This window comes from Empedobacter stercoris, from assembly GCF_020281205.1.
GTDB classification, from domain to species: domain Bacteria; phylum Bacteroidota; class Bacteroidia; order Flavobacteriales; family Weeksellaceae; genus Empedobacter; species Empedobacter stercoris.
This window is the reverse complement of the sequence record NZ_JACXZC010000023.1, coordinates 18,845-44,424: the sequence shown is the minus strand read 5'-3', so window position 1 is coordinate 44,424 and position 25,580 is coordinate 18,845. Positions and strand designations below refer to the sequence as shown.

At 31.9% G+C, this 25,580-nt stretch carries 26 protein-coding genes and 1 tRNA gene; 9 read left to right on the top strand and 18 right to left on the bottom strand.

The window, feature by feature from the left end; translation table 11 throughout:
* Nucleotides 1–96: 96 nt before the first annotated feature.
* The 4 genes from der to IF125_RS10820 form a co-directional block, all read right to left on the bottom strand.
* Complete coding sequence (gene der / locus IF125_RS10835) at nt 97–1,404, bottom strand: ribosome biogenesis GTPase Der (protein WP_171623781.1); 1,308 nt, start codon at nt 1,402–1,404, stop codon at nt 97–99.
* 104 nt (nt 1,405–1,508) lie between these two features.
* On the bottom strand, nt 1,509–1,937 hold the full coding sequence (locus IF125_RS10830; RefSeq protein ID WP_171623780.1) for an adenylyltransferase/cytidyltransferase family protein: 429 nt from the start codon (nt 1,935–1,937) through the stop codon (nt 1,509–1,511).
* Between the two features lie 34 nt (nt 1,938–1,971).
* On the bottom strand, nt 1,972–2,322 hold the full coding sequence (locus tag IF125_RS10825; RefSeq protein ID WP_171623779.1) for a phosphomannose isomerase type II C-terminal cupin domain: 351 nt from the start codon (nt 2,320–2,322) through the stop codon (nt 1,972–1,974).
* A 112-nt stretch (nt 2,323–2,434) separates the two neighbouring features.
* Nucleotides 2,435–2,507, bottom strand: a tRNA-Phe gene (locus IF125_RS10820).
* A 134-nt stretch (nt 2,508–2,641) separates the two neighbouring features.
* Between IF125_RS10820 and cls the strand changes: the two genes are divergently transcribed.
* Nucleotides 2,642–4,138: a cardiolipin synthase gene (gene cls / locus IF125_RS10815; RefSeq protein ID WP_225542482.1), complete on the top strand. Its 1,497-nt coding sequence runs from the start codon at nt 2,642–2,644 to the stop codon at nt 4,136–4,138.
* A gap of 38 nt (nt 4,139–4,176) precedes the next feature.
* Nucleotides 4,177–4,305 (top strand): hypothetical protein, encoded by a 129-nt coding sequence (locus IF125_RS14255; protein WP_262903673.1) that lies wholly within the window; start codon nt 4,177–4,179, stop codon nt 4,303–4,305.
* A 51-nt stretch (nt 4,306–4,356) separates the two neighbouring features.
* Here IF125_RS14255 and IF125_RS10810 read toward each other — a convergent pair whose 3' ends face one another.
* Nucleotides 4,357–4,995 (bottom strand): HdeD family acid-resistance protein, encoded by a 639-nt coding sequence (locus IF125_RS10810; protein WP_225542481.1) that lies wholly within the window; start codon nt 4,993–4,995, stop codon nt 4,357–4,359.
* 173 nt (nt 4,996–5,168) lie between these two features.
* Here IF125_RS10810 and IF125_RS10805 point away from each other — a divergent pair, with 173 nt between their 5' ends.
* Nucleotides 5,169–6,494, top strand: a complete 1,326-nt coding sequence (locus IF125_RS10805; RefSeq protein ID WP_225542480.1) for a hydroxymethylglutaryl-CoA synthase family protein — start codon at nt 5,169–5,171, stop codon at nt 6,492–6,494.
* Nucleotides 6,495–6,531: 37 nt separating this feature from the next.
* Here the strand turns inward: IF125_RS10805 and IF125_RS10800 are convergent, their stop codons facing one another.
* The gene (locus IF125_RS10800; protein ID WP_225542479.1) at nt 6,532–7,956 is read right to left on the bottom strand and encodes an MATE family efflux transporter; all 1,425 of its coding nucleotides are present in this window, start codon (nt 7,954–7,956) and stop codon (nt 6,532–6,534) included.
* Between the two features lie 199 nt (nt 7,957–8,155).
* Here IF125_RS10800 and IF125_RS10795 point away from each other — a divergent pair, with 199 nt between their 5' ends.
* The 3 genes from IF125_RS10795 (at nt 8,156) to IF125_RS10785 (ending at nt 12,330) form a co-directional block, all read left to right on the top strand.
* Nucleotides 8,156–10,270, top strand: a complete 2,115-nt coding sequence (locus IF125_RS10795; RefSeq protein WP_225542478.1) for a prolyl oligopeptidase family serine peptidase — start codon at nt 8,156–8,158, stop codon at nt 10,268–10,270.
* A 76-nt stretch (nt 10,271–10,346) separates the two neighbouring features.
* A complete protein-coding gene (locus IF125_RS10790; RefSeq protein ID WP_225542477.1) occupies nt 10,347–11,270 on the top strand; it encodes a hypothetical protein in 924 nt (307 codons plus the stop codon).
* Between the two features lie 10 nt (nt 11,271–11,280).
* Complete coding sequence (locus IF125_RS10785) at nt 11,281–12,330, top strand: NAD(P)-dependent alcohol dehydrogenase (protein WP_171623975.1); 1,050 nt, start codon at nt 11,281–11,283, stop codon at nt 12,328–12,330.
* A gap of 65 nt (nt 12,331–12,395) precedes the next feature.
* Here IF125_RS10785 and IF125_RS10780 read toward each other — a convergent pair whose 3' ends face one another.
* Nucleotides 12,396–12,608, bottom strand: coding sequence for a hypothetical protein (locus IF125_RS10780; protein ID WP_225542476.1), 213 nt, complete (start codon nt 12,606–12,608; stop codon nt 12,396–12,398).
* 28 nt (nt 12,609–12,636) lie between these two features.
* Entirely contained in the window at nt 12,637–12,873 is a 237-nt protein-coding gene (locus IF125_RS10775; RefSeq protein WP_171623906.1) for a hypothetical protein, read from the bottom strand.
* A 309-nt stretch (nt 12,874–13,182) separates the two neighbouring features.
* Between IF125_RS10775 and IF125_RS10770 the strand changes: the two genes are divergently transcribed.
* A complete protein-coding gene (locus IF125_RS10770; protein WP_225542475.1) occupies nt 13,183–14,259 on the top strand; it encodes a flagellar basal body-associated FliL family protein in 1,077 nt (358 codons plus the stop codon).
* A complete protein-coding gene (locus tag IF125_RS10765) occupies nt 14,243–14,872 on the top strand; it encodes a hypothetical protein (protein WP_225542474.1) in 630 nt (209 codons plus the stop codon). The genes IF125_RS10770 and IF125_RS10765 overlap by 17 nt, the downstream gene beginning before the upstream one ends.
* On the opposite strand, the gene IF125_RS10760 is transcribed toward IF125_RS10765, so the two are convergent.
* The 5 genes from IF125_RS10760 to IF125_RS10740 form a co-directional block, all read right to left on the bottom strand.
* Nucleotides 14,812–15,369, bottom strand: coding sequence for a 5-formyltetrahydrofolate cyclo-ligase (locus IF125_RS10760; protein WP_225542473.1), 558 nt, complete (start codon nt 15,367–15,369; stop codon nt 14,812–14,814). The two genes, IF125_RS10765 and IF125_RS10760, sit on opposite strands and share 61 nt — an antisense overlap.
* 348 nt (nt 15,370–15,717) lie before the next feature.
* A complete protein-coding gene (locus tag IF125_RS10755) occupies nt 15,718–16,548 on the bottom strand; it encodes a hypothetical protein (protein WP_225542472.1) in 831 nt (276 codons plus the stop codon).
* A gap of 113 nt (nt 16,549–16,661) precedes the next feature.
* Nucleotides 16,662–17,135 carry a ribonuclease H family protein gene (locus tag IF125_RS10750; RefSeq protein WP_225542471.1) on the bottom strand — a complete coding sequence of 158 codons (474 nt, stop codon included), beginning with the start codon at nt 17,133–17,135 and terminating at the stop codon, nt 16,662–16,664.
* Nucleotides 17,136–17,138: 3 nt separating this feature from the next.
* Nucleotides 17,139–18,989, bottom strand: a complete 1,851-nt coding sequence (locus tag IF125_RS10745; RefSeq protein WP_225542469.1) for a M1 family metallopeptidase — start codon at nt 18,987–18,989, stop codon at nt 17,139–17,141.
* A complete protein-coding gene (locus IF125_RS10740) occupies nt 18,977–19,732 on the bottom strand; it encodes a lysophospholipid acyltransferase family protein (RefSeq protein ID WP_225532423.1) in 756 nt (251 codons plus the stop codon). The genes IF125_RS10745 and IF125_RS10740 overlap by 13 nt, the downstream gene beginning before the upstream one ends.
* 180 nt (nt 19,733–19,912) lie before the next feature.
* Between IF125_RS10740 and pgi the strand changes: the two genes are divergently transcribed.
* Complete coding sequence (pgi, locus tag IF125_RS10735) at nt 19,913–21,565, top strand: glucose-6-phosphate isomerase (protein ID WP_225542468.1); 1,653 nt, start codon at nt 19,913–19,915, stop codon at nt 21,563–21,565.
* Between the two features lie 142 nt (nt 21,566–21,707).
* On the opposite strand, the gene IF125_RS10730 is transcribed toward pgi, so the two are convergent.
* The 5 genes from IF125_RS10730 to IF125_RS10710 all read right to left on the bottom strand — a co-directional run bounded on the left by IF125_RS10730 (nt 21,708) and on the right by IF125_RS10710 (nt 25,395).
* Nucleotides 21,708–22,232, bottom strand: a complete 525-nt coding sequence (locus IF125_RS10730) for a plastocyanin/azurin family copper-binding protein (RefSeq protein ID WP_171623899.1) — start codon at nt 22,230–22,232, stop codon at nt 21,708–21,710.
* Nucleotides 22,233–22,327: 95 nt separating this feature from the next.
* The gene (locus IF125_RS10725; protein WP_225542467.1) at nt 22,328–22,975 is read right to left on the bottom strand and encodes a 7-carboxy-7-deazaguanine synthase QueE; all 648 of its coding nucleotides are present in this window, start codon (nt 22,973–22,975) and stop codon (nt 22,328–22,330) included.
* 4 nt (nt 22,976–22,979) lie between these two features.
* Complete coding sequence (locus IF125_RS10720; protein ID WP_225542466.1) at nt 22,980–23,855, bottom strand: bifunctional 5,10-methylenetetrahydrofolate dehydrogenase/5,10-methenyltetrahydrofolate cyclohydrolase; 876 nt, start codon at nt 23,853–23,855, stop codon at nt 22,980–22,982.
* Between the two features lie 126 nt (nt 23,856–23,981).
* Nucleotides 23,982–24,956, bottom strand: coding sequence for an SPFH domain-containing protein (locus IF125_RS10715; protein WP_225542465.1), 975 nt, complete (start codon nt 24,954–24,956; stop codon nt 23,982–23,984).
* Between the two features lie 112 nt (nt 24,957–25,068).
* Nucleotides 25,069–25,395, bottom strand: coding sequence for an iron-sulfur cluster assembly protein (locus IF125_RS10710; RefSeq protein WP_171623559.1), 327 nt, complete (start codon nt 25,393–25,395; stop codon nt 25,069–25,071).
* Nucleotides 25,396–25,580: the final 185 nt, after the last annotated feature.

Below are 25,580 nucleotides of genomic sequence, written 5' to 3'. Positions count from 1 at the left end.
GCGGCAAACGTTGAGCTTTTTTTATGAATGTTAAATTCTATTGTTATCAATAAGAAAGTCCATTTACAAATTGTAAATGGACTTTTTGGATTTTTATTATTTCTTTCTGAAGTAAACTTCGATCGGAACACCTTCAAAATTAAATTCTCTTCTCAATTGATTTTCGATAAATCGTTTGTAAGGATCTCTAATATATTGTGGCAAGTTACAGAAAAACGCAAATTGAGGCGTTTTTGTAGGCAATTGCGTTACATATTTAATTTTGATGTATTTTCCTTTTACTGCAGGTGGAGGTGTAATCTCGATAATCGGTAACAATGTTTCGTTTAACTTACTTGTTTTAATACGGCGACTACGGTTCTCATAAACTTCGACAAATGTATCTACAGCTTTTAAAACACGTTGCTTTGTTAAAGCTGAGATAAACAATACAGGAACATCTGTAAATGGTGCAATACGTCTTAGAATAGCTTCTTTGTATTCTTTCATGGTATTGGTTTCTTTTTCTAACAAATCCCATTTGTTAATCAAAATAACGACACCTTTTCTATTACGTTCTGCTAAATAAAGAATATTTAAATCTTGTGCTTCAATCCCACGTTCTGCATCAATTACTAATACACAAACATCACATTCTTCGATTGCACGAACCGAACGCATCACAGAATAAAATTCTAAATCTTCGCTAACTTTTCCTTTTTTACGCATCCCTGCAGTATCCACCAAAACAAATTCATGTCCAAATTTATTGTACAATGTTTCGATAGAATCACGTGTTGTTCCTGCGATATCAGTTACAATATTACGTTCTTCACCTAATAATGCATTGATTAATGTAGATTTCCCAGCATTTGGACGACCTACGATTGTAATTTTAGGTAAACCTTCAAATGGATCTACGTGTACTTCTTCTTTAAAAGTATCCACTACATCATCTAACAATTCACCTGTTCCACTACCAGTCATGGCAGCGATTGTGTACATTTTTTCGAATCCTAAGTTATAAAACTCATAAGAATCGTCTAAATTTTTGTTGGTATCGACCTTATTCACAACTAAGAATGTAGGCTTCTTAGTGCGTCTTAAAAGGTTGCCAACTTCCTTATCCATATCCGTTAATCCAACTTGATTGTCTACCATGAACAAAATTACATTTGCTTCATCAATAGCTAATTCAACTTGCTTGCGGATCTCTTCTTCAAAGGTATCATCCGAACCAACGACATACCCTCCGGTATCGATTACGGTAAACTCTTTCCCATTCCAATCCGATTTTCCATAATGACGATCACGAGTAACACCAGAAGTGTCATCCACGATAGCTTGTCTTTTTTGGATCAATCGATTGAAGAATGTAGATTTACCAACGTTTGGTCTTCCTACAATTGCAACTATATTTGACATTCTGCAAAGGTATAATTTTTCATTTTATTTTTTGTATTAATTTTTTGATTGATAAAGTTTTGTACAAAAAAAAGGTTAGATAAACTCTAACCCTACTAATTTTCTTACTTTACAACTTTTAAAAGCTCTTTTTCCGCCACTACTTTTCTTAATCCAGAACTTGAGAAACGGTGATCTCTTGAGTTATAATACAATTCAATTCCTTTTTCTTCACAATATTTTCTTCCTGTGAAGTTTTTATCTTGATACTCTACTCCCAAAATACGAACATCAATCTTGAAAGAACGTAAAACATCTTCCAAATCTTGTTCTGTCGCATAAGGCACAATTTCATCTACGAATTTGCATCCTTTTAATTGAATGTAGCGTTCTACAACAGTTTGTGTTGGTTTGTTTTTTTCAGGACGATCCAATGTCGGATCCGTCTGTAAACCTACAATCAAATAATCACAATGTTGTTTTGCATCTTCTAACATTTTGATATGCCCAGCATGGAGCAAATCAAATGCGCTAAATGTAATTCCTATTTTCATAGTATGTTTTTAGTTTAGTTTCTTAAGTTATTGTTTAGTCTTCGCTGGAACGATTATAATCATCTTCAATTCGAATTATGTCCTCTTCACCAAAATATGTACCATGTTGTACTTCGATGAAAATCAAGACCTCATTTCCGATGTTTTGAATACGATGCTTTGCTTTCAATGGAATAACCACCACTTCGCCAGCATTATATTCATATTCTTTATCATCAAGTGTCACCAAAGCTTTTCCTTGAACAATTGTCCAAACTTCGGCACGATGATTATGGTATTGGTAAGACAAACGTCCACCAACATTTACTTCTATGCGTTTTAATTTATATATCTCGGTATCTTCTAATACATAGTAAGTACCCCAAGGTCTTTTTCCTATTTCCATCTTTTATGCAATTTACTGAATATTTCGATATACATATTCAAAATATTCCATTAATAAATTGTTTCCTTTGTCAAAAAAAAAACCCCAAACATACGCTTGAGGTTTTAAAATGTGGTGCCTCCAGGAATCGAACCAGGGACACAAGGATTTTCAGTCCTTTGCTCTACCAACTGAGCTAAGGCACCGCTCATTTTGGAATGCAAATATAAGAAGGTTTATTTCTTATTTCCAAAATAAATTTATTTATTTTTTTAAATTTATTCAAAACAATTGATTTTTATTGAGTTATTTTTATAAAAAATTTCTAACTGCTAATAAAATGGATTGGTCAACAACTCTTTTTCAAGTTTGGAGCTTTATCAAAGATTGGTATTGGATTCCATTATCTTTTTTATATGTCATAGTTATTATTACCATTTTAATTGAAAACAGAAATCCAACAAAAACAATTGCTTGGATATTAGTGATTGTTTTTCTTCCCGTAATTGGATTCATCATTTACTTTTTCTTTGGTCAAAAATTTAAAAAAGATTTATATTTTAAACGTATAGATAAAAGTCATCAAAAAATTATTGGGGAAAAATGGCAAGAAATGGATAAAATTATCCAAGAAGATTTGATACGAGTTAAAGACAAAATAGGTTCTCTTTCTCAGGTTTATCGTTATCTAAACAATGCGCGAGTTGCTCCTCCATCAACCAAAAATAAAGTGAAATTATTGATAAACGGAGAAGAAAAATTTCCTTTATTTATTGAAGCACTAAAATCTGCAAAGCATCATATTCATCTCGAATATTATATTTTTGATGAAGATAAAATTGGTAATGAAATTATCTCCATTTTAGAAAAAAAAGCAAAAGAAGGTGTTGAAATACGTCTAACGACAGATGATTTTGGTTCTCCAAAATTAAATAAACATCAAAAAAGATTTGAAGGAACTGGAATTGAATATCAAACGTTTCTTCCTGTTCGTTTTTCGTCTTTAGCCAATTCAAACTATCGTAATCATAGAAAAATTTTGATTGTAGATGGTCAAAAAGCGTTTGTTGGAGGCATTAATATTAGTGATAAATACATCAATCAGGATGGAGAAAAAAGTCCGAATAACGAAGTTTATTGGCGTGACACATCCGTTATGATAGAAGGTGAAGCGATTAATAATTTGCAATTGCATTTTTACTTAAATTGGATGATGACAGAAGGAAATAAATTTAATATTTCTGACCCCAATTATTTTTTCGATTCAAAAAACACGAATTTTAACAATATGGCGACCGTAAGTTATGGTCTTTCTTCGCCAGGTAGTGATGTACATTCGGCAATGGAAGCCATGATTTTGGCGATTACCTTAGCACAAAAGAAAGTACAATTGTGCACGCCTTATTTTATTCCAAGCGATGAATTTAAAACAGCCTTGATGATTGCGGTTTCTGCTGGTGTAGAAGTCGAATTGATTATTCCTAAAAAAGGCGATTCTATCATCGTACAACAAGCTTCATTGTCGTTCCTAAAACCTCTAATGAAGAGAGGTGTAAAAGTTTATCTTTATGAAAAAGGGTTTATTCACTCAAAAACGATTACTGTTGATGATAAATTGGCTTTTATTGGAACTGTAAATTTAGATTTTAGAAGTTTTATGATCAACTTTGAAATTACTTCAGTTATTGAGAACGATATTTTATTGAATGAAATGAATACGAATTTTGAAATAGATCGAAATAATTCAGAATTATTAAACATCGAAAAATGGGAAAACAAACCATGGTATAATCGTGCATTTGCTTCGGTTTGTAGGTTATTAGCACCGATATTGTAATCGTTTATTATATTTACTTTAATAAGAAAAAAAATGCTTTGCTATCAATAGGAAAAATTGCTTTAGGATTTATTTTATCCTCTATTTTGATTAATCTTTTTGATCATTCTGATCTGATAATAGAATCGTTCAAAACAGGATTTATAGAAGGATTCAGAGGAAAATAAAAAAACTCCACTTAAAAAAGTGGAGTTTTTTTATTTTCGTAAGTTTCGATTTTAATGATTTCTGAAATCTTCGATTTCCTTTCTGATATCTTCATATCGTCTTCTCAAATCATCTGAAATTGTATTTGGTAAATTTTTAACTCTTTTCAATTGAAATGAAATAAAAATTGCAAATATACCTGATGAAATGATAGCTAAACCAAGCCACATAACAGCTGTTAATCCTGCTAATTGTGGATTTGAAATTAATATAATCGAAATAATTAATCCAATAATTGCGAAAAATAAAGAGAATCCCCAATCTTTAACACCATAGTTTTTAAGTTCAAAAGCATAACTAATTCCCGAAATTGAACGGAATAGCACTAAGAATCCAACATAAAATGCAAAAACTTCTAAACTTAGAATAGGATTAATCACTAACATAAATCCTATAATAGCAGTGATAATTCCAAAAGCTAATGTCCAACCCCAACTATCTATTTCATCCTTATTAGAAAGTGAAAAAACAATTTCAGAAATTCCAGAGAATAAAAATGATACAGCAAAAAACACTGAAAGTGCAACATAAGAAGCTACAGGAGAGACAAAAGTGTAAATTCCTAATCCAACAAATAATAATCCTATGATTAATAAAATCCACCAATATTTGACAGAATTTTTGATTGATTTGTAAAAAGTACGAGCCATTTTGAAAAAAAATATTTAAAATTATAGACTTAAAATTAAGAAATATTCTAATTAAACCTCTATTTTTTTGTTTTTTTATAATGATTATTGATTTCTTAAAATTCAGGATTTATTTCATGCTTACTAAAAATTAAATACTCTTAACTTTGAAGTTCGCTTAAAAATCAACGAAAATGAAGTATGGAATAGAGGCGGCTTCTATCTACGTTCCGCATATATATTTACCAATAAAAGATTTAGCAATTCAACGCAATATTGATCCTGATAAACTTGAAATAGGATTAGGATTAAAAAAAATGTCTGTTTTAGATGTTCATGAAGATACAGCAACTATCGCTGCGAATGCTTTGTTGAAATTAATCACAGATTTTGATATAAATCCAACTGAAATCGGACGAATTTATTTAGGAACAGAAAGCGCTTTAGATGGCGCAAAACCAACGGCAACTTACGCGGTTCAGTTAGTGGAATCTGTTTTGGCAAATCAATTTGGAGAACGACCTTTTAAACACACAGATGTTGTGGATATGACGTTTGCGTGTGTGGGTGGAGTAGATGCGATGCACAATTCTATTGATTATGTTCGTGTAAATCCAGCTAAAAAGGCGATTGTAATTGCAGCAGATTATGCAAAATATGGTTTAGAATCGACGGGAGAATATACGCAAGGAGCTGGTGCAGTAGCGATGTTAATCTCGAATCAACCAGATTTGATTGCGTTTGATAATAATTGGGGAATTGGAATGGAATCTGTTTTTGATTTCTTTAAACCACATCAATCAACTTCTGATGAAGCGATTTTGAATGCTTTAGGAACAACAAAATCTGAAATCGAAATTTTTTCAGATGAACCAGTTTTCGAAGGGCAATATTCTAACGAATGTTATAAGAATAGAGTAAGAGAAGCTTATTTTAATTTTAAAGAAAAAGCAGGTGTTGAAGGAAAATTGTACGAAAATTGGCGATATATTGCTTTTCACTTACCTTATGCATTTCAAGGAAAAAGAATGTTTTCGGATGTTTTTGCGTTAGAAAATGGTCAAGATAATTCGAATGATAACTTGAAAGTTGTTGCGAAATCGGATGAATATAAAGCGTTAATCAAAGAAAAAGTAGAACCAACTCAACGTGCTTCTTCTGAGATCGGAAATATGTATACTGCTTCAATTTTCACTGCATTTTTATCGGCTTTACAAGTAAGTGCAGATAGCAATGAAGAATTAAATGGAAAAACAGTTGGTTTTATTGCGTATGGTTCTGGATCTAAATCGAAAGTTTTTCAAGGACAAATTGGTGAAGGTTGGAAGAATGTGATGAATAAAATGGATTTGTTCAATTATTTGAATCAAAGAGAAGCAATTTCTTTTGAACAATACCAAGATTTACACAATAAAAATCTGAAAACATCTATTAATGATTCGAAAGGTTTTGCCTTAGATCGCATTGAAACTGAAAATCCAGATTTGAAAGGTGCTAGATATTATACTTTTAAAGGATAAAACATATAAAAAAATCGCTCATATGAGCGATTTTTTTTTATACTATTTTCAATTTCCATTTCCCTCGTTTAAAAAGTATAAATGCTAAAATTGCAATAAATGTTTCAGCAACAGGAATTGCTATAAAAACACCTTCTTCTCTCAATTCGAAATGGTAAGACAATATATACGCTAATGGAATTTGAAACAACCAAAATCCAACAAAATTAATAATGGTTGGCGTCATCGTATCACCAGCACCGTTAAACGCATTCATCATCACCATTCCAATTCCATACAAAAGAAAACCACTTGCCAAAATATACATTCCTTCCTTTGCAACAAGTTTAATAGACTCTTCTGTTGTAAATATTGAAACTAAATAATTGCTCAAACCATAAAAAACTATGCTTATTATTAGCATATAAATAATATTAAATTTCATAGTCATTAAAACCGATTTTTCTGCTTTTTCGGGGTCTCTATTTCCTAAATTTTGTCCTACCAACGTTGCTGCTGCATTACTTAATCCCCAAGCAGGCAACATAAAAAACATCATTAATCGCAATGCAGTTTGATAACCTGACGAAGCTATTTCTCCTCCTGTTTGTGCAACAATCCGTGCTAAAATTATCCAACTACAACTTGCTATAACATATTGAACAATTGCAGGAATAGCAATTCGTAAAATATTGAGAATTAAATTAGATTTTGGCACAAAATAAGACCATTTGATTTGAATTAATGAGTCTTTTTTCTTTAAATAATACAGTTGATAGACAACCCCACAACTTCTACCGATTGCTGTTGATAATGCTGCTCCTTCTAATCCCATTTCTGGAAAAAAGAACCAACCACGAACAAGAATTGGACACAAAATAATATTGATCCCGTTTGCTAACCATAAACTTTTCATGGCAATTGCGGCATTTCCTGCACCACGAAAAATTCCATTTATTAAGAATAGAAGGACAATACTTAAACAACTCACCATCATAATCTTGGTAAAGTTTTTACCATATTCGGCTGCTTCTTCAGAAGAGCCCATCCAAATCAATAAATCTTTAGAATAAATAAATCCGAAAACACTTAATAAAATGGTAATCAATATGGATAATAAAATTGCTTGCGAAGCACTTTCAGATGCTTTTGTAGGATTTTTCTCGCCAATTCTCCGTGCAATAATAGCGGTTGCAGCCATGCTTATTCCAATCGAAATCGAATAAACTATTGTTAATAAAGATTCGGTTAGTCCTACTGTTTGTATCGCAAAAGCGCTTTCTTTTAAATGACCTACAAAATATAAATCAACCAAGGCAAAAACAGATTCCATCACCATTTCGAACATCATCGGAATAGCCAATAAGAATACAGATCTACGAATTGGAATTGCAGTTAAATCTAAATTTTCGCTTGAAAAAGATTGCTTAATCAACAAGAAAACGGACCTAATTTTAGCTGTTAAAGACTTTTCTAAAGTCATTTTTTAGGTTTTATGAATGAAAAATAATTGATAAAAAATTAAATCAAAATGAATTTAATGTAAAGTTGCCGCGAAGAGTTAAGTATCCATTTAAATTTAAAATTGGTAAGGATTTTGCACAAATTTAAATCATTTTTTTCAATACCAATTTATCTTTTTGGTTTTATTATCTTTACCAAAACAGCTATTATATAGAGAAATGAAAAAAACTGCTTTTATTTTATTTAATGTTGCCCTTATGGTAGGAGTGAATGCACAGAGTTACAAAAAAAAATACCCAGACACGAAAAAAATTAATCATGTTGACACGTATTTTGGAGAAGAAGTACAAGATCCATATCGTTGGTTAGAAGATGATTTGTCTGATGACACAAAAAAATGGGTGATTGAACAAAATAAAGCGACTTATGCTTATTTGAATGAGATTCCGTTACGCACGCAATTGAAAAAATCGTTGACAGATATCTGGAATTACGAAAAAATATCTACGCCTTTCAAAGAAGGTGATTATACCTACTATTATAAAAATGATGGTTTGCAACAGCATTCTGTTTTGTACCGTAAATTAGGAGAAAATGGAGCAGAAGAAGTTTTCTTAGATCCAAATAAATTCTCAAAAGATGGTTCTGTTTCTTTAGCAGATGTAAGTTTTTCGAAAGACGGAAGCTTAGTTGCCTATTCTATTTCAGAAGGTGGATCGGATTGGAGAAAAGTGATTGTTTTAAATGCGAAAGATAAAACACAAGTTGGAGAAACTTTGATTGATGTTAAATTCTCTGGTACAGCTTGGAAAGGAAACGAAGGTTTCTATTATTCTTCTTATGATAAACCAAAAGGATCTGAATTATCAGAAAAAACAGATCAGCATAAATTATATTACCACAAATTAGGAACAGCTCAGAAAAAAGATCAATTAATTTTTGGAGGAGCAGAAATGCCTCGTCGTTACGTTGGTGCTTATTTGACTGATGATGAACGCTACTTAATCATTACAGCTGCAAACTCGACAACAGGAAATGAGTTGTACTATCAAGATTTATCAACAACCAATTCTCCAATTGTAAACATTGTAAATAATTTTGAGACAAATACTTCTGTAATCGACAATGATGGAGAAACGTTCTATTTATTTACAAATAATAAAGCACCTAACAACAAGGTTGTAAAAGCTACAATCTCAGATTTGAGTGAGCCTGCTTGGCAAACGGTTATTCCCGAAACAGAAAATGTATTATCCGTTTCTACAGGAGGAGGGTATTTATTTGCGAAATACTTAAAAGATGCTATTTCTGTTGTTGAACAATATAAATATGATGGAACCAAAGTTCGTCAAATTACATTACCTGGAGTTGGTACTGCATCAGGATTTGGAGGAAAAAAATCAGAGAAAGAAATTTATTTCGGTTTCTCAAATTATATCACACCATCAACAAGTTATAAATTTAATGTAGAAACAGGTTCTTCTGATGTTTACATCAAACCAAATGTAAAATTTAATTCGGATGATTATATTTCTGAACAAGTATTCTATGCGTCAAAAGATGGCACAAAAGTTCCGATGATTATTACATACAAGAAAGGATTAAAGAAAAATGGTAAAAACCCAACAATCGTTTATGGATATGGTGGCTTCAATATTAGTTTAACACCTGGTTTTAGTCCTGCAACTGCTGCTTGGATTGAAAATGGCGGTATTTATGCTGTTCCAAATTTACGCGGAGGTGGAGAATATGGTAAAAAATGGCACGATGGTGGACGTCAGTTCAATAAATTGAATGTTTTTAACGATTTTATCGCTGCTGCCGAATATTTACAAACAAACAATTATACGTCGCCAGATTACACTGCATTATCAGGGGGATCTAACGGAGGTTTATTGGTTGGAGCTACAGAAACCATAAATCCTAAAATTGCTAAAGTTGCTTTGCCTGCTGTTGGAGTTTTAGACATGTTGCGTTACCACACATTTACTGCTGGAGCAGGTTGGGGATATGATTACGGAACTGCTGATGATAGCAAAGAGATGTTTGATTATCTGAAAGCATATTCACCTGTTCACAATGTTAAAGAAGGAACATGTTATCCCGCAACTCTGGTTACGACTGGAGATCACGATGACCGTGTAGTTCCTGCGCATTCATATAAATTTGCAGCAGAATTACAAAAGAAACAAGCTTGTGATAATCCTGTATTAATCAGAATTGAAACTAAAGCTGGTCACGGAGCAGGTCGTTCGACAGAAGTTGTAATTAACGAAACAGCTGATAAATATGCATTCACATTGTGGAACATGGGAATCAAAAAATTGAAGTAATAAAATCAATTTAATAACTCAAAAATCCATCTGATTATTCAGGTGGATTTTTTAATTTTATCCAAAATATAATCGAATGAAAAAATTATTTACTCTACTTATCTTATGTTCAACCTTTTCTTTTGGACAATATATTTCTAAAGCGAAAATAATTTCAAATCAAACGAATAATACTTTTGAAATTAGGGACGTAAGCTATATTAATGATGGAAAAGGAATTCAATTTAAAACAGATTTATCTAAAAATACGTTCGCAATTGTTCGACTAAAAGATTTTAAATTAATCTTTGATAATGAAGATTACTCAAAGAATATTCCGCAAATTAAAGGCGTTTTTAACCAAAAAGAATTCTCTTATCCCGATGGTTTATATTTAACAAAGGATGATTTTATTTCGAAAAAGACAGAAGATAGATTATTTGAGATGAAACCTAATCTTTATGCTGATTTATTTGAACAGTCAGCAGATTTAGTAAACTTTTATGATAAAAACGGGAAATTTCCTGAATATCAACAACGAGATTATTTCGCAATTGTTAAAAATGGGGATATTTATTTTAACGTAAAAGAAATTAAAAAGATAGCTAAGGAGAAAAAGATTTTGTTGGCAAAAGAAATTCCTAATTTTGCTTATGTAAGAGTAAAAGCAGGTTCAGATCATCATTTATATATGGAATTACCAAGATCTCAACAGAATAATGGTTATTTAATGATGTTTGGAATGGCAGGAGCAATTGCTTCGACCATCATTAATACAACTGATTCTAAAGAAGAATATTCCGAAAATTATATAAATCTTGTAAAGGAAGGAATTATCACCCTTAATCCTAACGATTATAAAGGAATTATATTCAATACTAAAAATAAAGAATTTGAAATACTATCGAATTGTTCTGATTTGAGTAATTATTCAACTCGATATAATAATTCAATGCTTAATTTAGATTGTAAATCACATTATTCTATAGATGAACAAAGAGAAATATTAAATAACCTTTAATAAGTACAAAATGAACACAAAAGCATACGCAGCATTTAACGAAACAGATGCATTAGGACCACACACAATAGAACGTCGCACATTATCTCCAAAAGATGTTTTTATAGATATTGATTATTGTGGTGTTTGTCACAGCGATATTCATACGGTAAAAGGGGATTGGGGAAAACCAAATTATCCCGTTGTTCCTGGTCACGAAATTATTGGTCGTGTCAAAGAAATCGGTTCTGAAGTAACCAAATTCAAAGTTGGAGATTTAGTTGGAGTTGGTTGTATGGTTGAATCTTGTCAACATTGTCATCCTTGTGACGAAGGTTTAGAACAATATTGTGAAAGTGGATCAACAGGTACATACAATTCTAAAAATTCTAAACATGGTGGAATTACCTACGGAGGTTATTCAGAAAACATTGTGGTAGAAGAAAACTTTGTTCTTCATGTCCCAGAAAATATTGATGTAAAAGCTGCTGCACCATTATTGTGTGCTGGTATTACAACTTGGTCGCCTTTGCGTCATTGGAATGTAAAAGCTGGCGATAAAGTTGGTGTAGTTGGACTTGGAGGTTTAGGCCACATGGGGGTTAAATTTGCTAAAGCAATGGGTGCTCATGTAGTGATGATTACCACTTCTGAATCAAAAGGGGAAGATGCAAAAAAATTAGGCGCAGATGAAGTTCTTATTTCAAAAGATGCTGACCAAATGAAAGCACAACGAAATACCTTTGATTTCTTATTGAATACAATACCGGTGAAACATGATGTCAATCCATATTTAGCTTTACTTAAGCTTGACAAAACAATGTGTATGGTAGGTGCGATAGAACCTTTGGATGCAATTCATGGTGGATTATTGATTTTGAAACGTCGTAATTTAACGGGTTCATTAATTGGCGGAATCAAAGAAACACAAGAAATGTTAGATTTTTGCGGTGAACATAACATTGTTTCGGATGTAGAAATGATCGATATTCAAAATATTAATACCGCTTACGAACGTATGATGAAGTCTGATGTCAAATATCGCTTTGTGATTGACATTAAATCATTAAAAAACTCTTAGAATTCTAACGTTATAAAAAAAATCCGCTCAATGTAGCGGATTTTTTTTTATTAAGTCTACGAGTTTCACTTCAAGACAGAATCTTTAGAAACTTCTGTTTTATTCACAGTTTTTGAAGAATCTACAGTAACTCCTTCTACAGAATCGGCAGACGGAACTTCGATTATTGATGAATCTACATTTTCTGGTGTAGTAACTTCTGGCTGAAAAGCTTCTTTTTTACAAGAAATTGCAGTAAAAGTGAATGCTGCAAACGCAAATAACGCTAATTTTTTCATTTGATTTTTATTTAATTTATTCTGCAAATTATTTTTTCTCAGTTGTTGTAGTTGTAGTTGTTTCAACTTTTATAGAATCATTAATCACAACTGAATCTTTTCCAATTGTATCAACTTTAATTGAATCTTCTAATGTTGTAATGGTATCATTTTTCACATCAGTTTCTGTTTTTATTTCTTTCGATCCAAACAAATGACAAGAAGATAAACCCACCGCAGTCCCGAATACTCCTAATACAATTACGTTTAATGCTAATTTTTTCATAACTTTAATTTTTTAAATGTTTTAATTGATTTTAGATTGAAATGATATGTTGTATCATTTTGTTGAACCAAAGTTAATCTCACATCAACGTTTTTTTCATGCAAGATGCTTGTAAGACAATTGTAATCGATCAAATGAAAATTCAACAAATGTTTTACAATAGAAAAAATTATTTAACAAGTCATTAATAAAGAAATTCGACGAATCATATCAAAAAAATTATTTTATTTGTACTTGTATTAAAACAAGATTTGTAAAATATATTTTATTTTACAAGTTGCTAAAAAACAATCTTTTAAATTTTAATTTTTGAGCAAATTTACAGATATAGAAATTTTCGAAATTCTAAAAAAAACGATTGCAACTCGATTTTTAGAAGATAATTCTGCTCAATCCGAAAATATCTCTGATTGGAAAGGACAAGAAATTACGACTTTCCAAGATGACTTATTCAATAAAACCCGATCAACTGTAAGTGAAAAGTGGTTTTATACTTATTTTAAGTCAGATTTCAAGAAGCTTCCACGTATTGATATGCTCAATCTTTTGGCGCAATATTGTGGATTCAAGAATTGGGCGCATTTTGTTCAAATTCAAAAGAACGAACATTTTGGAACTCATAAAACAGAGGAAATACTGATTGATACAGAAGAAATCGAAAATTTATCCCAAGAAAATATTCCTTCGGACGAAGTAGAAAAAGATACACAACAACAGGTTAAACAACAAACTGAAAAAGAATTAAGTCCAATACAAGCTATTGAGAAGAAACCAAAACTAAAACTGATTTCAATTATAGCTTCTGTAATTCTTTTGTTATGTGGTATTGGTGTGGCTGTTTATTATTCATTTTTTGGACAACGCGAATATGAATTTTGTTTTGTTGATTCGGATAGGCAAACAACCATTAATAACTCTGTCGAAGTGACAATTATAAGAGAAGGATTTACGCCCTTGTATCTATCAACAAAAACAGGTTGTATTAAATTCGAATCTCAAAAAAATACAATCAAAATGTTTGTGACTTCACCTTATTATAAACAAGATACGTTTAAGGTTAATTTACATCAATATAATCAACCCGAAAAGTTATTATTAGAACCTGATGATTATAAAATTATGCTGTATTATTATTCGAATTCAGCAAAAGATTTAAAACAGCGAATTTCTAAATTAAACCAGATGATTTCAGATGATGCGTTGATTTATCAAGTATATGATAATGATTTTTTCGGTGTAGAAATTCTTTCGAAACAACAGTATATCAATTTGGTTACAATGCCTACGACTTCGTTAAAGAACTTTTCTTTAATCGAATCAGAAAGTAAAAAAGGTAAAATTGTTAAATTAAAATTTAAAATCCAGCAAGATGAGAACGATAAGTAAAGTAGTTCATTTTAGCATTATTTTGCTAATGAGTGTTTGGATTATATTTTCGTGTAAAGACGATAAATATAAAGGTGATTACAACCCAGAAGCGATAAAAGGTTACAAAAACGAAGCTTCTACTGTGAGTAGTAAAATGGATTCTGTTGAAGCTGTAAATTTTATTGCAAAACAGAAATTACGTGAGTTTTACGAACTTTCGGCACTAGCATCTAATACAAGCGACACCGTTGTTGACAGTTTGTTAAGAGATCAATTATTGTCTTATTTCCCAAAAAAAGATACAACAGAAATTTATGCATTACTAAGAGATTTAGCCGATAAAAAAGTAACGATAACTTCTGTTTCTAAGTTTGCAATTCTACCTCAAGACTCTGTTACGCCAGATTCTGTGAAAAGAATTGCTTATTCTGTGAATTATTTTAACTCGAACAAAAAATTAATCGAAACCAATAATCGTACAGGAATTTTTGTGATAAAACAGAAGCCTATCCAATTTAAACGAGAATTTAAATTCTATTTTAGAACTTTAAATGATAAAAAAGACTCGATTCAGAAAGATTCAATTCCTTCGGGAGTAATACAAAAATCAAGTGGAAAATCTCCAGAATAAGCGTCTTCAATAATTTCAATAGGTCTAAAATAAGTTAGGCCTATTTTTTTGGAATCAGGTCTACATCTTGCTAAGAACTTATCGTAATATCCTCCTCCATATCCAACTCGATTCCCATTTTTATCTGCAACAAACATTGGAATAAAAACGACATCAATCGTAAAAGCATCGACTTCTGTATATTGAACTGGTTCTGGAATTTGAAGTGAGTTTAATTTAGTTTCAACATCTTTTTCAACCTTACAATTCAACATATCATCACCAACAACCAAAGGTAAAATTACATCTTTATCCTGCTGAAATAACCAATCAATAATTGGATAAGTATTGATTTCGTTGTTTTTTTCGATGGGTAAAAAAAGATGAAACGACTTAGATCCAGAAAAATCGAAGGTTTTGATATACTCAAAAATTTGTTCGCTCAACTTATTTACTTCTTCTTTTGAGAAAGATTTTCTCAACGATCGATAGTGTTTTCTTGCTTCAGCTTTTGTCATTTTTAGGCCTATTTCAGACGAAGTTAAGAAATAATTGATAGGTTAAAAAAGTTGAGAGTTTTAAAAAGTTTCAACTATTTAAAAAATACTAAAACAATACTAAAACATACAATTGCTATAAAAAGCAATAAATTAATAGGTTTTATTTTCATTTTGCTAAACACTGACTTTTTGTAAGTCTTATGAATCCTCTTAGGCTTTGACATTATTTGTTAGATTTGTTATATAAAATATGTAGAAAAGGTTGCTTTATAAAATGAGGGAAACCGTAAATCAATTGTAAAGCACTATATATCAAAACAATAAAATACGTTTATTTTTTTTTTTGAAAGCAATTATTAAAACTTTTTAACTAATTTTTTTCATACGTTTTGAAGCTTCATCTAACCAAGGTTGATAGTTACAATGTTTTTTTATTGCCTGATAAATTGCTTCGCTATTCGGATCATTTGGGTCAAGTTCGTAGATTAATGAATTAATAAATCCTTTTTTGATGGATGGACTTTTTATGTTTTCTAACAAACTATCTGCAGAAAATCCTTGATACAGTTTTTCTTGTAAACTCGTCAAAACAATGTTGCGATAACTCTGATAAGTTTTATAATCTTCGTCATTATCCAAATCAATCTTCTCTAATTCGGACAAAAAATTAACGGGTAATTGCTCCGATGCTGGATTGTAGTACGTATAAGAATCCTTGTACATATACAATAAATTGATAAAATCGTAATTCAGATTTGTTTTCTCAGTTCTAATAAATGACGAGTTCACCTTCAATTTTTCTAAATCTTCAAACACTTTTTGATGAAAATTTTTGATTTGATTTTTAAAATATGGAGGGGTTAATTGAAACAATTCTATATTATCAGTCAAAAACTTATCCGTTTTAAAACTTTTTTCAATTAAATAATTGTTTCGATTTTTTCCTTTTCCTGAGAATTTAAAGTGATTCTCAATTTGATTCAAATCTGCATCTAAAATCAGACTATCTCCCGGAACTAAGTAAATTGTAAACTCTTCTCGATCAATTGAAAGTATTTTATAGCCTTCATCTACCAATTGAAGTGTATCCGAAAAATTTCCATCATAATCTAATGCAAATGCTTTTTCGCGATTATTCAATAAAAGGTAAATACTATCCGTTTGTGCATTGGCAATTCGCCCACTAAAGTGGATCATTTCACCATTTTCTTTTTGAGGTGAACAACTATAAACTGTTATTAAAAGTAGCAGAAAAAATCTCCACAACATCTTCATTTTCATCTTTCTCTCTGTCTTACAAAAGTAGAAAATTATTCTTCGTTTTGATGAATTTCAAAGAAAGAATCTACCTTAAAATTGGCTGAATCATTTGCCGCAGCAACAGCCAATTTATCTGCTTCCTCGTTCCAATGATGTCCAGCATGACCTTTTATCCATTGAAATTTGACACGATGAATTTTGTACACATCCAAAAAACGTAGCCACAAATCTGAATTCTTTTTTCCTTTAAAATTCTTTTGTACCCAACCAAAAACCCAACGTTTTTCTACTGCATCAACGACATATTTAGAATCGGTTATAATCGTAATCTCCGTATTGGTAAATTTTAAAGTTTCTAAAGCCGTAATCACAGCTAATAATTCCATTCGATTATTTGTCGTTAATCGAAAACCTTGAGAAATTTCTTTTTTAACTTTTTTCTCAGTTTCTAATAAAATACAACCAAATCCTCCTGGGCCTGGATTTCCCAACGAAGAACCATCTGTATATGCTACAATTGCCATAGTTTATGGTTTGTAGTTTAACATTGTATCAATCGTTTGACGCGCAACGAAATGGTAATTAGTACGTGCATCTTTGTAAATATTTTTCGCAAAATCTGTTTGATTAGATTCTTTAAGAGCTAAATACAAAGGTTCTAAGAATTTACGTCTTCCCACATTTACCAAGAAATCTTTCGCATTGGCATTCACTTTATCGTAATGCAACAAAAACGCTTTTTCATACCAAGCGGTTTGAATTTCAGGATTTTTAGAAGCTGTAAAATTATATATCTCATCCAAATAAGCTAAATCTTCTTTTGTATTTTTAGCTGTATCGATTTGACGAATAAAATGTACCCATTCGTTTGTTGATTTTGTAGAAATCTCAACTTTTTTAGGTGCTACTTTATTTCTTCCGTTAGTGATATCTTGTTGTAATTGTGCTTCAGCTAAATCAAATAGTTTTGAAGTCGGTTTTTTCAAATCTTTCGGCCAACCTGTATTGTAAATCCATTCTTGAACAAAAGAATCTTCGCCATTTGTTAAATTAGCTTTCAAATAATCGACAAATTTTTCTGTTGTCATGGTTTGGAAAGCATGCGAAGAAAAATATTGATTCAAGAATTGATCAAATTTTTCGCGTCCATATTTATCTTCTAACATTTTTAAGAACAAATAACCTTTATCGTACGGAACATCAGAAAAAGCATCATCAGGGTTTGCTCCCGTCATGTTCACTTTTAAAGAAGTATATTTTTCTGGGATATTTTTCATAGAAGTTTCTAAATCTTGAAACCCGATTACCGAAATCATATCTGCATAATCTTTTCCTTCTAATTCTTCCATAATTCGACGTTCAAAATAAACCGTAAATCCTTCATTTACCCAGAAATCATCCCAAGTAGAATTTGTTACCAAATTTCCTGACCAAGAATGTGCCAATTCGTGTGCAATTAAATTCGTCATCGAGCGATCTCCTACAATTGCAGTTGGCGTTGCAAACGTTAAACGTGGATTTTCCATTCCTCCAAAAGGAAACGATGGTGGTAAAACCAATACGTCAAACTGTTCCCACGGATATTTTCCGTACAATTTTTCGGCAGCCGTAACCATATTTCCCATTTCAGCAAATTCCCAAGCAGCCGCTTTCAATAATCCTGGTTCTGCATAAACACCTGTTCTGTTATCAATTGGTTGATATTGCACATCTCCAACAGCTAAAGCAATCAAATAAGGTGCAATTGGCTGTGGCATTTTGAAGGTATAAACTCCTTCCGCATTTTTTTCTTTTGGATTAATTGCACTCATTAAAGGCAATAAATCTTTTGGCGTTTTTACCTTTGCATCATAGGTAAGACGAACACTTGGCGTATCTTGAATAGGAATCCAAGAACGTGTTAAAATGGCTTGACCTTGCGACAATAAAAAAGGATGTTTTTTATCGTGTGTTTGTTGCGGACTTAACCATTGTAATGCATTTGCATCAGGTGATGTTTTATAAAAAACTTGTACAATCGTATCATTTGGTGAGACATCAATAAGTAATGCTTGACCTTTGATCGAATCTTTTTCGCCTAATTTATACGTTGTTTTTTGTCCATTTGCTAATAAAACAGAATCAATTGTCAACTTTTCAGTATCCAAAATCAATTGTTTAGCTTTATTATTTACAAACGTATATGCAGCCGAACCTTTTATTTGATGGGTATTAAAATCAGTTTCGATATCTAAACTCAAATGTTTAATTCGCGCTTGATCTAAATCTGCAAAAGTCTGATTGTCTTTAGCTTCAATGCCTTTTGTTGATGTAATTTGTTTGCTACAAGCTGTCGCAATTAAGGTTGTACCAAGTGCGATATAAACTAATTTTTGCATTCTTCTAAATCTTTTAATATTGTGTTGAAAGCCGCTGCTTTTAAAGCTGCTTTGTCATTTTTAACGTCTAAATTTTCGGTATCGAAAGTAGCCAATAATCGAACTTTTATTTTTCCTGGATAGCCTCTAAACCAATTGAATGGAAACATCTTATTCAATCCATGTATAGAAAAAACAGCCAACGGAGTTTTAGTTTCAATGGCAATATTAAATGCACCATCTTTGAAAGGATCCAAATAAATCTTAAATTCCTTATCGTTTGTTACTCCTCCTTCTGGGAAAATAAAAATACTCAAATTTTTATCTAATTTCTTTTTTGCTTCCGGATAAACGTTTGCTTTACTTCGCACACTTTTTCGATTAACTGGAATACAAATTCGTTCGAATATTCGCCCAAAGATAGGGATTTTAAGTAATTCTGCCTTACCAACAAATACGATTGGATGATGTTTTAGTATGGTTAACATCAGCATAATATCCATTACCGAAGTATGATTAGCTATAAAAATATAATTTTCGTCCGGATCAAGTGGAACACGTTTTTTATAATCGATTCTAAATCCTGTTCCATACAAAACAAATTTCCCCCAATACCTAATCAGTGGATAAATATAAGGAAAGGTTCTGTCAAAACTTGCTAATGGTAAAACGATAAATACCCCTATTGTTAAAATATAAACTGTGGCTAACAAAATCATCCAAATGCGCCAAATAAGAACAAAAAAACCTGTAATGTATTTCATTGAGTTAGTTTAGTTGGGTAAAGATATGGAGAAAATTAGTTGATTGAAAAATAAATCATTTTCCTCGTTTTGTTGAAAAAAGTCTTAAATAAAATTGCTAAAACGATATCATCCAAAACTTCATTTTGCAACCAATTTGAAATGATTAAATTTGTTTTGGGAAAGAATACTAAAAATATTATGGCTTTAAATACAATCAATCCAACAACTACGAATGCTTGGAATGCATTAGAAAAACATTTTCAAAATATTCAGCACACTTCCATTAAGGAATTATTTGCTCAAAACACAAAGCGTTTCGAAGAATTTTCGATTCAATATCCATCATTATTAGTGGATTATTCGAAGAATAGAATTAATGCAGAAACCATTCAACTTTTAGTAGATTTAGCAAAAGAAATGAATCTTGATCAGGCTATTCAACAAATGTTTGATGGTGACATAATCAATGTGACAGAAAAGCGTGCAGTTTTGCATACGGCTTTACGTAATCGCTCTAACGAAGAAGTTTTGGTAGATGGAAAAGATGTGATGCCTCAAATTAATGAAGTGTTAGAACAAATGAAATCTTTTTCGGAAAAAGTAATTTCGGGCGAATGGAAAGGATTTTCAGGAAAAGAAATCACAGATGTTGTTAACATTGGAATTGGAGGTTCTGACCTTGGTCCTGTGATGGCAACAGAAGCCTTGAAACACTATAAAACTCGTTTAAATCTTCATTTTGTTTCGAATATTGATGGAACACATTTGGTTGAAACATTCAAAAAAATTAATCCAGAAACGACTTTATTTATTGTTGCTTCAAAAACATTTACAACTCAAGAAACCATGACGAATGCTTTTTCGGCGAAAGAATGGTTTTTGAATTCGGATGCGCAAGAAGAAGATGTTGCGAAACATTTTGTGGCATTATCAACAAATGCAGAAGGTGTTGCAAATTTTGGAATCGACACAGCAAATATGTTCCAGTTTTGGGATTGGGTTGGTGGTCGTTATTCGTTGTGGAGTGCAATTGGTTTGAGCATTGCTTTGGCAGTTGGTTTTGACAATTTCGAAGAATTATTAGAGGGTGCACATGAAATGGATATCCATTTCAAAACAGAAACTTTAGATCAAAATATTCCCGTTGTTTTAGCGCTTTTGGGAATTTGGTACAACAATTTCTTTGGAGCTAATTCTGTTGCTTTGTTGCCCTACGAGCAATATTTATCACGTTTCGCAGCTTATTTTCAACAAGGAGATATGGAATCGAATGGGAAATATGTTGGTCGAGATGGGAAGAGAGTGGATTACGAAACAGGACCTATTATTTGGGGTGAACCAGGAACAAATGGTCAACATGCTTTTTATCAGCTAATTCATCAAGGAACAAAATTAATTCCAGCAGATTTTATTGCAGGAGCTAATTCCTTGAATAATTTAGGGGATCATCATGCAAAATTATTATCAAACTTTTTTGCACAAACAGAAGCTTTAGCTTTTGGAAAAGATGAAGAAACGGTTGTTGCTGAATTAGAAAAAGCGGGTAAATCGAAAGAAGAAATTGATTTCTTAAAAGCATTTAAAATATTTGAAGGAAATCGTCCAACAAATTCTATTTTGTACGAAGTTTTAACACCAAAAGTTTTAGGAAATTTAATTGCGATGTACGAACACAAAATTTTTGTTCAAGGTGTAATTTGGAATATTTTCTCTTTCGATCAATGGGGAGTTGAATTAGGAAAACAATTGGCAAATGTTATTTTACCAGAGTTAGAAAATGATGAGCAAATAACTTCACATGATGCTTCTACAAACGGTTTGATAAATACATACAAATTCTGGAGAAAATAAATTCAGCTATTTTAAATAAAAAAAGCCTGTTGAAAAACAGGCTTAAAATTAACACATGAGGACAAAATTTACTCTACTAAATCTTATACACCCATGCTTATTTCAATATTTGTGCCAAAAGTAAATTTGACATAATCAATTATTATTTAACGGCTTTAATTTTTCCGTTCATTGTAGCAAAGTGTCCAGGGAAAGAACATAAGAAATCATACGTGCCTTCGTCTACCGTAAATTTGATTTGATCATTTTCTCTGCCTCCTAATAATTTTGTGTGTGCAATGATTTCTGATTGTAAATCAGTTGGAATATAATCTGTCGCTTTGGCAGAAGCTGCTTTATTTGCAAATGCAGAAGCATCAGAACCTGGTTTTAATAAAATAAAATTATGTCCCATCGCTTCTTTAGACATTTCACCTGTATTCATCAAAATTAACGTAACCTCTTCTCCTGCCTTTACTGTAAACTCTGTTTTATCAAAGCGCATGTCATCACTCGCCTTTAAAACAATATGATTATTTGTTGCTGGTGTTGAAGCTACTGTAGTTTCTGAATCCTCTTGCGGAGCAGTGCTGTAGTCTATTTCTGGTTGAGCAGATTCTTCATTTTTAGAACCACCGCAGCTCATCATAAAGACTGCTGCGAAACTCATTAAAACTATTTTTTTCATGATTCAATATTTTTGTTTGATATAAAAATAGTGAAATTCAGTTACTTAAAAAAGTTTATTGATTAATAAATAATCTGATTTAAAGCAGAGACTTGTTAAGGAATATCTAAATACTTGTGTGTCTGTAAAGAATATCTCCATTTTGGATTCTCTTTTACATAATCAATAATTAAAGGAAGGTTTTTGTCGCGTTTGCTCCATTCGGTTTGTAAAAAGAGTGTACAATCCTTTCCAACTCGTGCTGCTTGTTCTTCCGCAAATTTAAAATCATGATTATTAAAAACAATACATTTTAATTCATTTGCAGCTTCGCAAACCTCATCCAATGGCAGCATTAATTTTTTGGGAGAAAGACAAATCCAATCAATTTCTCCACTTAACGGATAAGCACCCGAAGTTTCGATATGAATACGGGCACCTTTTTCATGTAGTTTTTTTGTCAAATAAGTCAAATCCCACATCAAAGGTTCTCCTCCTGTAATGATGATAGTTTTGGCTTGTGAAGTTGCCAAGTCTACCAATTCATCAACATTAGTTAAGGGATGCTTTTCAGCATCCCAACTATCTTTAACATCGCACCAATGACAACCTACATCACAACCTCCTAATCGAATAAAATAGGATGCCACTCCAGTATACATTCCTTCCCCTTGAATTGTGTAGAAATGCTCCATAACAGGCAATAATTTACCTTCTTCTATCAATAGTTGTTCTTCTGCAGTTGTTGATGCAATATGTATCATAATTTTATTTTTTGTTGTTGTAAGCCAACAATGTGTTTTTTAATAACATTGCACGTGTCATTGGCCCTACTCCACCAGGAACAGGTGTAATCCACGATGCTTTTTCTTTTACATTATCAAAATCTACATCACCAGCCAATCTAAATCCTCGAGGATTAGTTTCGTCGTCAACACGTGTAATTCCAACGTCAACTATGACCGCTCCCTCTTTTACCATATCAGCTTTTAAGAAATCAGGAACACCCAAAGCAGTGATCACAATATCAGCTTCTTTTGTAAATTGTTCTAAATTTTGAGTTTTGGAGTGAGTTAAGGTTACCGTACTGTTTCCAGGGTTCCCATTTTTACTCATCAAAATACTCATTGGGCGACCAACGATGCGAGAACGTCCGATTACAACAGTGTGTTTACCTGTTGTATCAATGTTATAACGCTCTAACATTTCCATAATTCCATAAGGAGTTGCTGGTAAAAATGTTTCCATTTCTAATGCCATTTTTCCGAAATTCATTGGATGAAATCCATCTACATCTTTCTTTGGATCAATCGCATTAATTACTGCTTCTTGATCGATATGTTTTGGCAATGGTAATTGAACGATAAATCCGTCCAATGTATCATCATTGTTCCATTTTTCAATCTCTGTAATTAAATCTTCTTGTGAAATTGTATCTGGCAAACGTAATTCAGACGATTCGAAACCTACGAAATGACAATCCTTTATTTTATTGTCAACATACGTTTGCGAAGCGCCATTACTTCCTACTAAAATTGCCCCCAAATGTGGTACACGAACTCCTTGGTCCTTGTAATTCTGTACCAGCTCCTTGATCTCTTGTTTGATCTCTTTTGCCAGTTTAATACCGTCTAAAATTTGCATTGTTTTGTTGTGTTTGCGCAAAGATACGGACAAATTAGAAAATAAATAAAGATGTTGTGATGATGATTTTTGATTCAATAGAAAAACCACTTCTTTTTATGAAGTGGTTTTTGGTTGATAATAATTTTATGCTTGCTCTGGTAAAGTAAACGAATCGTCTTGATTCGGTTTATTTTTTCGGTGAGTTGATGGCTCGTCTTTTATGATTTGATCTTCATTTAACTGATGTGCCGCTGTAAAAGAAGTCACCATTGTATTCAACATTTCCGATGCTGCTGTTGGCGAATTAGGTAATAGCACTAACTTGCTTCCAGATTTTTCTCCAATTGCTTGCAAGGTATCATAATGTTGTGTAACTACAATTAAAGCAGAAGCTTCTTGAGACGTAATTCCTGCCCCATTTAATACATCTACAGATTCTAATAAACCTTTTGCAATTTCGCGTCGTTGATCGGCTATACCTTGTCCTTGCAAACGTTTTGACTCGGCTTCGGCTCTTGCTTTTTCAACAATTAAAATACGTGCCGCATCACCTTCGTATTGCGCAGCCAATTTTTCGCGTTCGGCAGCATTGATACGATTCATCGCATGTTTTACTTGTTCATCAGGATCGATATCGGTTACCAAGGTTTTGACAATTTCGTAACCATACGAGTTCATTGCTTCTTGTAACTCTCCCTTTACAGCAACTGCTATATCATCTTTCTTCTCGAAAACATCATCCAAACGAAGTTTAGGAACTTCAGCACGAACAACGTCAAATACGAAAGATGTAATTTGCGTATATGGATTATCTAATTTGTAAAATGCATCATAAACTTGTGTTTTGATGACTTGATATTGAACCGAAACTTTTAATCGTACGAATACATCATCTTTTGTTTTTGTTTCAACGACAACATCTAATTGTTGAATTTTGAGTGACATTTTTCCTGCGATTTTATCAACAACTGGAATTTTGAATTGTAATCCAGGGTTACGAATACTGTTAAATTTTCCGAATCGTTCTATGATAACTGCAGTTTGCTGTTTTACGGTAAAAAAGAATAAAAAGAATACAATTATACCTGCAAATAATATAATTCCTAATGTAGGTCCCATAGTTTTAGTGCTTAAAAATAATAATGGAATTAAGATAAGTATTTATTTTCAGAAAATATTCAGAATGAATTGATAATTGATTTTTAGACCAAAAAAAATTAGGAATGTTAACTTATAACATTCCTAATTCGAATTTTGCTTCTTCGCTCATCATATCTCTATCCCAAGGTGGTTCGAAGGTAATTTCTACGTAACATTTTGATACGTATTCTATTTCTTCTACGCGCTGCTCTACCTCTAAAGGCAAACTTTCAGCTACTGGACAGTTTGGAGATGTAAGGGTCATGGTAACTTTTACTTCACCATCTGCATTCACCTGTGCATCATAAACCAATCCCAATTCGTATATATCAACGGGAATCTCTGGATCGAAAACTGTTTTGAATTTTTCAACCAATTTTTCTCCAATCGAATCTAATTGTTGTTCTGTTAATGCCATTGTTATCAATTGTTATTGTTCTGCAAATGTACGAATAGTTTAGGTTACGTGGAATTTTTCTAAATAACTATTTTTAATGAGTTAAAATAAAATCTTTATAATGATAGAAAATCGCTTCTTTGGAGAACCCAAAAAAGCGATTTACAAACACGAAGAACTTTTTTAGATAAAAAGTTTTATCATTA

Excerpts from the sequence above, each read along its gene's own strand:
- der (WP_171623781.1), bottom strand. The coding sequence starts at position 1,404 with ATGTCAAATATAGTTGCAATTGTAGGAAGACCAAACGTTGGTAAATCT.
- IF125_RS10830 (WP_171623780.1), bottom strand. The coding sequence starts at position 1,937 with ATGAAAATAGGAATTACATTTAGCGCATTTGATTTGCTCCATGCTGGG.
- IF125_RS10825 (WP_171623779.1), bottom strand. The coding sequence starts at position 2,322 with ATGGAAATAGGAAAAAGACCTTGGGGTACTTACTATGTATTAGAAGAT.
- cls (WP_225542482.1), top strand. The coding sequence starts at position 2,642 with ATGGATTGGTCAACAACTCTTTTTCAAGTTTGGAGCTTTATCAAAGAT.
- IF125_RS10810 (WP_225542481.1), bottom strand. The coding sequence starts at position 4,995 with ATGGCTCGTACTTTTTACAAATCAATCAAAAATTCTGTCAAATATTGG.
- IF125_RS10805 (WP_225542480.1), top strand. The coding sequence starts at position 5,169 with ATGAAGTATGGAATAGAGGCGGCTTCTATCTACGTTCCGCATATATAT.
- IF125_RS10800 (WP_225542479.1), bottom strand. The coding sequence starts at position 7,956 with ATGACTTTAGAAAAGTCTTTAACAGCTAAAATTAGGTCCGTTTTCTTG.
- IF125_RS10795 (WP_225542478.1), top strand. The coding sequence starts at position 8,156 with ATGAAAAAAACTGCTTTTATTTTATTTAATGTTGCCCTTATGGTAGGA.
- IF125_RS10790 (WP_225542477.1), top strand. The coding sequence starts at position 10,347 with ATGAAAAAATTATTTACTCTACTTATCTTATGTTCAACCTTTTCTTTT.
- IF125_RS10785 (WP_171623975.1), top strand. The coding sequence starts at position 11,281 with ATGAACACAAAAGCATACGCAGCATTTAACGAAACAGATGCATTAGGA.
- IF125_RS10780 (WP_225542476.1), bottom strand. The coding sequence starts at position 12,608 with ATGAAAAAATTAGCGTTATTTGCGTTTGCAGCATTCACTTTTACTGCA.
- IF125_RS10775 (WP_171623906.1), bottom strand. The coding sequence starts at position 12,873 with ATGAAAAAATTAGCATTAAACGTAATTGTATTAGGAGTATTCGGGACT.
- IF125_RS10765 (WP_225542474.1), top strand. The coding sequence starts at position 14,243 with ATGAGAACGATAAGTAAAGTAGTTCATTTTAGCATTATTTTGCTAATG.
- IF125_RS10760 (WP_225542473.1), bottom strand. The coding sequence starts at position 15,369 with ATGACAAAAGCTGAAGCAAGAAAACACTATCGATCGTTGAGAAAATCT.
- IF125_RS10755 (WP_225542472.1), bottom strand. The coding sequence starts at position 16,548 with ATGATCCACTTTAGTGGGCGAATTGCCAATGCACAAACGGATAGTATT.
- IF125_RS10750 (WP_225542471.1), bottom strand. The coding sequence starts at position 17,135 with ATGGCAATTGTAGCATATACAGATGGTTCTTCGTTGGGAAATCCAGGC.
- IF125_RS10745 (WP_225542469.1), bottom strand. The coding sequence starts at position 18,989 with ATGCAAAAATTAGTTTATATCGCACTTGGTACAACCTTAATTGCGACA.
- IF125_RS10740 (WP_225532423.1), bottom strand. The coding sequence starts at position 19,732 with ATGAAATACATTACAGGTTTTTTTGTTCTTATTTGGCGCATTTGGATG.
- pgi (WP_225542468.1), top strand. The coding sequence starts at position 19,913 with ATGGCTTTAAATACAATCAATCCAACAACTACGAATGCTTGGAATGCA.
- IF125_RS10730 (WP_171623899.1), bottom strand. The coding sequence starts at position 22,232 with ATGAAAAAAATAGTTTTAATGAGTTTCGCAGCAGTCTTTATGATGAGC.
- IF125_RS10725 (WP_225542467.1), bottom strand. The coding sequence starts at position 22,975 with ATGATACATATTGCATCAACAACTGCAGAAGAACAACTATTGATAGAA.
- IF125_RS10720 (WP_225542466.1), bottom strand. The coding sequence starts at position 23,855 with ATGCAAATTTTAGACGGTATTAAACTGGCAAAAGAGATCAAACAAGAG.
- IF125_RS10715 (WP_225542465.1), bottom strand. The coding sequence starts at position 24,956 with ATGGGACCTACATTAGGAATTATATTATTTGCAGGTATAATTGTATTC.
- IF125_RS10710 (WP_171623559.1), bottom strand. The coding sequence starts at position 25,395 with ATGGCATTAACAGAACAACAATTAGATTCGATTGGAGAAAAATTGGTT.